The organism is Novosphingobium sp. ERN07 (genome assembly GCF_012641335.1).
Taxonomy (GTDB): Bacteria; Pseudomonadota; Alphaproteobacteria; order Sphingomonadales; family Sphingomonadaceae; genus Novosphingobium.
This window is the reverse complement of sequence record NZ_JABAID010000002.1, coordinates 513189-519188: the sequence shown is the minus strand read 5'-3', so window position 1 is coordinate 519188 and position 6000 is coordinate 513189. Positions and strand designations below refer to the sequence as shown.

At 64.0% G+C, this 6000-nt stretch carries 6 protein-coding genes; 5 read left to right on the top strand and 1 reads right to left on the bottom strand.

The genetic code is table 11. The annotated features are described in order from the left end of the window. Positions 1-231: 231 nt before the first annotated feature. On the bottom strand, positions 232-849 hold the full coding sequence (locus tag HGI47_RS05490; protein ID WP_168851780.1) for a TetR/AcrR family transcriptional regulator: 618 nt from the start codon (positions 847-849) through the stop codon (positions 232-234). Positions 850-924: 75 nt separating this feature from the next. Between HGI47_RS05490 and HGI47_RS05485 the strand changes: the two genes are divergently transcribed. From HGI47_RS05485 to HGI47_RS05465, 5 genes are read left to right on the top strand one after another with little or no spacing between them, the layout of a single operon-like run. After that, entirely contained in the window at positions 925-2058 is a 1134-nt protein-coding gene (locus HGI47_RS05485) for an acyl-CoA dehydrogenase family protein (RefSeq protein ID WP_168851778.1), read from the top strand. Between the two features lie 29 nt (positions 2059-2087). Further along, positions 2088-2855, top strand: a complete 768-nt coding sequence (locus tag HGI47_RS05480; RefSeq protein ID WP_168851777.1) for an SDR family NAD(P)-dependent oxidoreductase — start codon at positions 2088-2090, stop codon at positions 2853-2855. A 32-nt stretch (positions 2856-2887) separates the two neighbouring features. Further along, positions 2888-4069: an acyl-CoA dehydrogenase family protein gene (locus HGI47_RS05475; RefSeq protein ID WP_168851776.1), complete on the top strand. Its 1182-nt coding sequence runs from the start codon at positions 2888-2890 to the stop codon at positions 4067-4069. Then, the gene (locus HGI47_RS05470; RefSeq protein WP_168851775.1) at positions 4069-5127 is read left to right on the top strand and encodes a phosphotransferase; all 1059 of its coding nucleotides are present in this window, start codon (positions 4069-4071) and stop codon (positions 5125-5127) included. Before HGI47_RS05475 ends, HGI47_RS05470 begins: the two co-directional genes overlap by 1 nt. After that, positions 5124-5906: an enoyl-CoA hydratase/isomerase family protein gene (locus HGI47_RS05465; RefSeq protein WP_168851774.1), complete on the top strand. Its 783-nt coding sequence runs from the start codon at positions 5124-5126 to the stop codon at positions 5904-5906. The genes HGI47_RS05470 and HGI47_RS05465 overlap by 4 nt, the downstream gene beginning before the upstream one ends. Positions 5907-6000 lie beyond the last annotated feature (94 nt).

Here is a 6000-nt window from a genome sequence, read left to right as displayed (position 1 = left end):
ACGGGATTATCATAGGAGTAGCGCCTCGGCCCAAATCAGGCCCGGCAAGCTCAACGCTGGGCATCACCCGCGCAAGGTGGGGGCCGCACAGCGCTTACCGACAGGCAACTAATGTCCCGTACCAACACCGACCATGAATCGATCGAGCAGCAGAGCCGGCGCATGCGGACTTCACTGAGGGTCTGGCTCGCTTCGCTGACCTTGCTTCAAGAGTGCCAAAATGCGCGGGCGTTACCTCGGCAAGTAGCCTCGGCTCAGCAGAGCGATCATTTGCCGAGCTAAGTCGACAGCACTCTCGTTACCCGCCGGATCGTGCCAGCGCGCTGGCCAGTTCAGCGCACCGGCAATCGTGAAGGCTGCGAGTTTCGGATCGCACGGTGCGAGCGAGCCATCTGCTATCCCTTCTACGATCAGGTTTCGCATGTGACTGTCGATCTGGCGCTTGAGGTCCCGAAACCGCTCGCGGCTTTCCGGCGCGAGCGCTTCGTCACCCGTGCGGATCACACAGCGCCCAAAGTCGTCCATGTTTATCGCGGCGTAGCGTGCGAGAAAGGCGGAGAGGCGGTCCGCGCCTGTGCCGGAATGTGCCCGGGCTTCCTCGGCCGCAGCGATGAGCTGGCCTAGCCCGATCTTCACGCATTCGAGCAGCACCTGATCCTTGTTGCCAAGGTAGTGGTAGATCGTCGGCTTGGAGATGCCAAGGCTTGCGGCAACATCGTCGAGCGAGGTCTGGTGGAAGCCGCGTTCGTTGAACATCTGGACCGCCGCGCGCAGCACGGCATCGCGCTTCGCCGCGCGGGTGGAGCGCTTTTCCTCAGGGCTGGGAAAGGGTGATGCGGTGAGCTTCATAGACTGGCCACACGTTGACATGAAACCACGTCTCATGCAATGTACTCATGAGTATATATTCGACGGATTGGTTTTATGATTCTGACAGAAACGCAGGATGCGGTTCGCGAGATGGTGCGGGATTTTGCGCAGGAGCGGCTTCGTCCCCGGTCGGCTGCATTCGAGGCGGCAGACGGGTATCCCGATGATCTGTGGCGAGAACTGGCCGCCCTTGGCCTGATGGGTATGACTGCGCCCGAAGAGGTGGGCGGATCGGCGCTGGATACCGTTTCCTACTCACTCGCCTTGATCGAGATCGCGGCCGGCGATGGTGCGCTCTCGACGATCCTTTCGATCCACAACAGCCTGATCGTGGGCGGCCTGCTCAAGCTGGGTACGCCCGCGCAGCAGGCGCGCTTCCTGCCGGATCTTATTGGCGGGCGCGGCACCGGTGCCTTTGCGCTGACCGAGGCCGACACGGGCTCCGATGCCTCGGCCATACGCACCCGTGCGGTGAAGGTCGATGGCGGTTGGCGGCTGAACGGCGCCAAGCAGTTCATTTCCAACGGGCGCATTGCCAAGGTGGCGATCGTCTTTGCAATGAGCAATCCCGAAGCTGGCAAGCGCGGCATGACGGCTTTCCTCGTGCTGACGGACAGCCCCGGCTACGTCGTCGAAAAGGTGGAGCACAAGCTGGGCCAGAAGGCCTCCGATACCTGCGCGATCCGCTTTGACGATGTCTTCGTGCCCGATGACATGGTGCTCGGCGCGGAAGGGGAGGGCTACCGCATTGCGCTTTCCAACCTTGAAGCGGGCCGCATCGGCATCGCCGCGCAGTGCATCGGCATGGCGCAGGAGGCGCTGAAGATCGCCATCGGCTATGCCAAGGAACGCAGGAGCTTCGGGCAAGCCATCATCGAGCATCAGGCGGTCGGCCACAGGCTCGCTGGCCTTGCTGCGAAACTCGAGGCTGCGCGCCAGCTCGTACTGCATGCCGCTGCCGTGAAGGACACCGGCGCTTCCTGCCTGACCGAGGCCTCGATGGCCAAGCTGGTCGCGTCCGAGACGGCCGAGGAAGTCGTCTCCGGCGCACTGCAGACCCTCGGCGGCTATGGCTATCTCGAAGAATACGGCGTGGCACGGATCTACCGTGATATGCGCGTCTGCCAGATCTACGAAGGTACTTCGGACATCCAACGTATGGTCATTGCCCGCGCGCTGACGGCCTGACGATCCCCAAAAAATAAGGAGAACACACGATGGATATCAACGGACTGGCGGCGATCGTCACCGGCGGGGCCTCGGGCCTTGGCGCTTCGACGGCCGAACTGCTCGCAGCGCGCGGCGCCAAGGTGACGCTGTTCGATCTCAATGCGAAGCTCGGCACGGCAAAGGCCGCGGAAATCGGTGGCCGCTTCGCACCCGTCAACGTGACGGACGAGGATGCCGTTGCGAACGCGATTGCCGAGGCCGAAGCGGTGAACGGCAAGGCGCGCATCCTGATCAATTGCGCAGGCATCGGCCCACCGGCCAAGGTCATCAATCGCGATGGCAGCCCGCTGCCGCTGGCGGACTTCGCGAAGATCATCAACATCAACCTGATCGGCACGTTCAACGTCCTCTCGAAGTTTGCCGCGCGCATTCACGATGCAGAGCTGCTGAACGAAGACGGCGAGCGCGGGGTGATCGTCAACACCGCCAGCGTCGCGGCGTTTGAAGGCCAGATCGGCCAGCCCGCCTATGCCGCTTCGAAGGGTGGCGTGGTCGGCATGGCGCTCCCCATCGCGCGCGAGTTCGCCCGCTTCGGCATCCGCGTGAACACCATCGCGCCAGGCATCTTCTGGACCCCGCTGCTGGGGTCCCTGCCGCAGGAAGCACAGGATTCACTCGGCCGCCAGGTGCCCTTTCCCAGCCGTTTAGGCCGGCCCGAAGAGTACGCGAAGTTGGTAGAGGCCATAGTGACCAACCCGATGGTCAACGCCGAAGTGATCCGCCTTGACGGCGCGATCCGCATGGCTCCGAAGTAAGCAGGCACAGGTCTCAAGAAGGGTTCGAGGACATGACGATCAGCAGCGAAGCGCTGGAGATGGCGGCGAGGGTCGAGGCATTCGTTCGGGAGAAGATCTTCCCTTACGAGCAGGACCCGCGCCGCGACCATCACGGTGCGCCGACAGATGAGCTGGTCATGGAGATGCGCGAACTGGCGCGTGAGGCCGGGGTGCTCACGCCGCACATCCGGCCCGTTGGCCGCCACTTCAGCCAGCGCGAGACGGCAGTGATCCTGATCAAGTCAGGCCTTACGCCGCTCGGCATGCTCGCCTGCAACACGCAGGCGCCGGACGAGGGCAACATGTACCTCATCGGCCATGTCGGCAGCCCGGATCTGAAGGAACGCTTCCTGAAGCCGCTGATGGAGGGCCGCGCGCGATCGGCCTTCTTCATGACCGAACCGGCAGAACTGAACGGAGCAGGTGCAGACCCTTCGATGATGCTCACCACCTGCCGCAAGGACGGCAACCACTGGGTGGTGAACGGCAAGAAGTGCTTCATCACCGGGGCCGAAGGCGCCAAGGTCGGCATCGTGATGGCCAAGTCCGAGGATCCGGACAGCAAGGGCGGCGTGTGTATGTTCCTCGTCGACCTGCCTGACCCTGCGATCCAGATCACCGGGGTTCCGAACACCATCGACAGCTCGATGCCCGGCAGCCACGCCGAGATCACCATCGACAACTTGCGCGTGCCCGCTGACCAGATGCTGGGCGATGCTGGGGAAGGCTTCAAGTATGCGCAGATCCGCCTCAGCCCAGCGCGGCTCTCGCACTGCATGCGCTGGCTCGGCGGGTGCATCCGCGCGCAGGAAATTGCGACCGACTATGCCAACCGCCGCATGGCCTTTGGCAAGACGCTGATCGACCACGAGGGTGTGGGCTTCATGCTCGCCGAGAACATGATCGACCTGAAGCAGTGCGAACTGATGATCGACTGGTGCGCGGGTGTGCTAGACACCGGCTCGCTCGGCACCGTCGAAAGCTCGATGACCAAGGTGGCGGTCTCCGAAGCCCTGATGCGCATCGCAGACAAGTGCGTGCAGGTGATGGGCGGGATGGGCGTGACCGACAAGACCATCGTCGAGACGATGTTCCGCGAAGTACGCGCCTTCCGCATCTACGACGGCCCGACCGAGGTCCACAAGTGGAGCCTCGCCAAGAAGCTGCGCCGTGATTGGAAGGCCGCGCAGTGATGGCGGACTTGGCCGCGGCTAACAGCGGCGCGGGGAAGGTCCGCGTCGCATTTGACGAGGCGGTGCTTGGAGCGTGGATGGCAGGCCATGTCGAAGGTTTTGCCGGGCCGCTGAAGGTCGAGCAGTTCAACGGTGGCCAGTCCAATCCGACCTACAAGCTGACCACCCCCGGCCAGCGCTATGTGCTGCGACGCAAGCCGCCCGGGCCACTGCTGAAGGGCGCGCACGACGTGCTGCGCGAGGCGCGCGTGCAGCAGGCCCTTGCCGCGACCTATGTGCCGACCGCGCGCATCTATGCCGTCTGCGAGGACGAGAGCGTGATCGGCAGCGCGTTCTACGTGATGGACATGGTCGAGGGGCGGATCTTCTGGGACGCGGCCTTCACCGAGGTGCCCAAGGCCGAACGCGCGGCCTACTTCGATGCAATGAACAAGGTGATTGCAGCGCTCCATTCGGTCGATGTCGAGGCCGTGGGGCTTGGCGACTATGGCCGTCCGGGCAACTACTTCGCGCGCCAGATCGGCCGCTGGAGCAAGCAGTACCTCGAGGACGAACTCGCCGGGCGCCTGCCTGACATGGACGCGCTGGTCGAATGGCTGCCGACCGCGATCCCCGAGAGTGATGAGACCACGGTGGTCCACGGCGACTTCCGCTGCGACAACATGATCTTTCACCCAACCGAGCCGCGCGTGTTGGCGGTGCTGGACTGGGAGCTTTCGACGCTGGGCCATCCGCTGGCCGACTTTTCCTACCACGCGATGATGTACCGCATGCCGGGCGATATTGTGGCGGGGCTCGGCGGGGCGGACCCGGTGCCGCTGGGTCTGCCTACCGAGGCCGAGTACATCGCCGCCTACTGCGTAAGGACGGGGCGGAAAAGCATCGCGAACTGGGACTACTACCTCGCGTTCAACTTCTTCCGTCTCGCAGCCATCATGCACGGCATCAAGGGCCGCGTGCTGCGCGGCACCGCCAGCAACGCGCAGGCGCGTGAGAGGGCGAAGTCCTTGCCAAGGCTGGCCGGGCTGGCGCGCGATGCCATGGAGAAATGCCGATGACCACTGTGCTGACCACGATCGATAACGGCGTCGCCACGCTGACGCTCAACCGCCCCGAACAGGGCAACACCATCGACATGGCGCTCGCCCGTGATCTGCGCGCTGCGGCGCAGGCCGTTGCGGCGGATGCAGCAGTGCGCTGCGTCCTGCTAACCGGCACGGGACGCATGTTCTGCGCGGGCGGTGATATCGGCGCCTTCGGGGGCGCGGGCGATGCGGCAGGCGCGTTTATCCGCAAGCTGGCGGATACGCTTCATGAAGCTGTGCTGATGCTAGCCGGTATGAACAAGCCACTGATCGCTGCCGTCAATGGCCCAGCTGCTGGGGCAGGGCTCAGCCTCGCTGCCGCTGCCGATATCGTGATCGCCAGCGAGGCCGCGCACTTCACCGCGGCCTATACCGCCATAGGCCTTACGCCAGACGGTGGCATGTCATGGCTGTTGCCCAGGCTCGTTGGCCTGCGCACCGCGCAGGAGATGATCCTCACCAACCGCCGAGTCAGTGCGGCCGAGGCCGTATCGCTTGGTCTTGTCACGCGTGTGGTGTTGGCAGATGAACTTGCCGGTGAAGTGCAAAAGCTCGCCATAGGCCTCGCGGGCGGACCCACTGCCGCGTTCGGCGACGTACGCCGTCTGCTCGCCGCTTCATCGACCAGCGCGTTTGCTGACCAATTGGACCGCGAGGCCCGCACTATCGCTGCAGCAGCCGATGGCCCCGAGGGTCGCGAAGGCGTGGCCGCCTTCCTTGCCCGTCGTAGGCCATCATTTCAGCCGGAATGAGATTCTTGAATGCAGGCTTTTGGCAAGACCGGTTCTTCGATCCGTCACCAGAGAGCGCGGGCTTTGTCCAAAAACCAGTCGGGGTTGGATCCTT

Excerpts from the sequence above, each read along its gene's own strand:
- HGI47_RS05465 (WP_168851774.1), top strand. The coding sequence starts at position 5,124 with ATGACCACTGTGCTGACCACGATCGATAACGGCGTCGCCACGCTGACG.
- HGI47_RS05490 (WP_168851780.1), bottom strand. The coding sequence starts at position 849 with ATGAAGCTCACCGCATCACCCTTTCCCAGCCCTGAGGAAAAGCGCTCC.
- HGI47_RS05485 (WP_168851778.1), top strand. The coding sequence starts at position 925 with ATGATTCTGACAGAAACGCAGGATGCGGTTCGCGAGATGGTGCGGGAT.
- HGI47_RS05480 (WP_168851777.1), top strand. The coding sequence starts at position 2,088 with ATGGATATCAACGGACTGGCGGCGATCGTCACCGGCGGGGCCTCGGGC.
- HGI47_RS05470 (WP_168851775.1), top strand. The coding sequence starts at position 4,069 with ATGGCGGACTTGGCCGCGGCTAACAGCGGCGCGGGGAAGGTCCGCGTC.
- HGI47_RS05475 (WP_168851776.1), top strand. The coding sequence starts at position 2,888 with ATGACGATCAGCAGCGAAGCGCTGGAGATGGCGGCGAGGGTCGAGGCA.